The sequence below is a fragment of the Chryseobacterium mucoviscidosis genome (assembly GCF_002177115.1).
Classification (GTDB): Bacteria; Bacteroidota; Bacteroidia; order Flavobacteriales; family Weeksellaceae; genus Chryseobacterium; species Chryseobacterium mucoviscidosis.
In genome coordinates, this window is sequence record NZ_MVAG01000143.1 from 1 (window position 1) to 250 (window position 250).

The 250-nt window shown below is 50.0% G+C and carries 1 protein-coding gene; it reads left to right on the forward strand.

The window, feature by feature from the left end; all coding sequences use genetic code 11:
• A partial coding sequence (locus B0E34_RS22810) for an RNA methyltransferase (protein WP_228423101.1) occupies positions 1–250 on the forward strand: 250 nt, incomplete at both ends.

Here is a 250-nt window from a genome sequence, read left to right on the forward strand (position 1 = left end):
GTACCTGGAGCCAGCCGCCCGTTGGGTCGCACATGGATCTGGTGATATTATTGATAATATTAAAGTTTTCAAGACACTAGCTGAATCGTTACACGATGTCGATTTCACTGTCGCCACCACTGCGCGCAGTCGGGCGAAATATCATTACTACGCTACGCCAGTAGAACTGGTGCCGCTGTTAGAGGAAAAATCTTCATGGATGAGCCATGCCGCTCTGGTGTTTGGTCGCGAAGATTCCGGGCTGACTAAC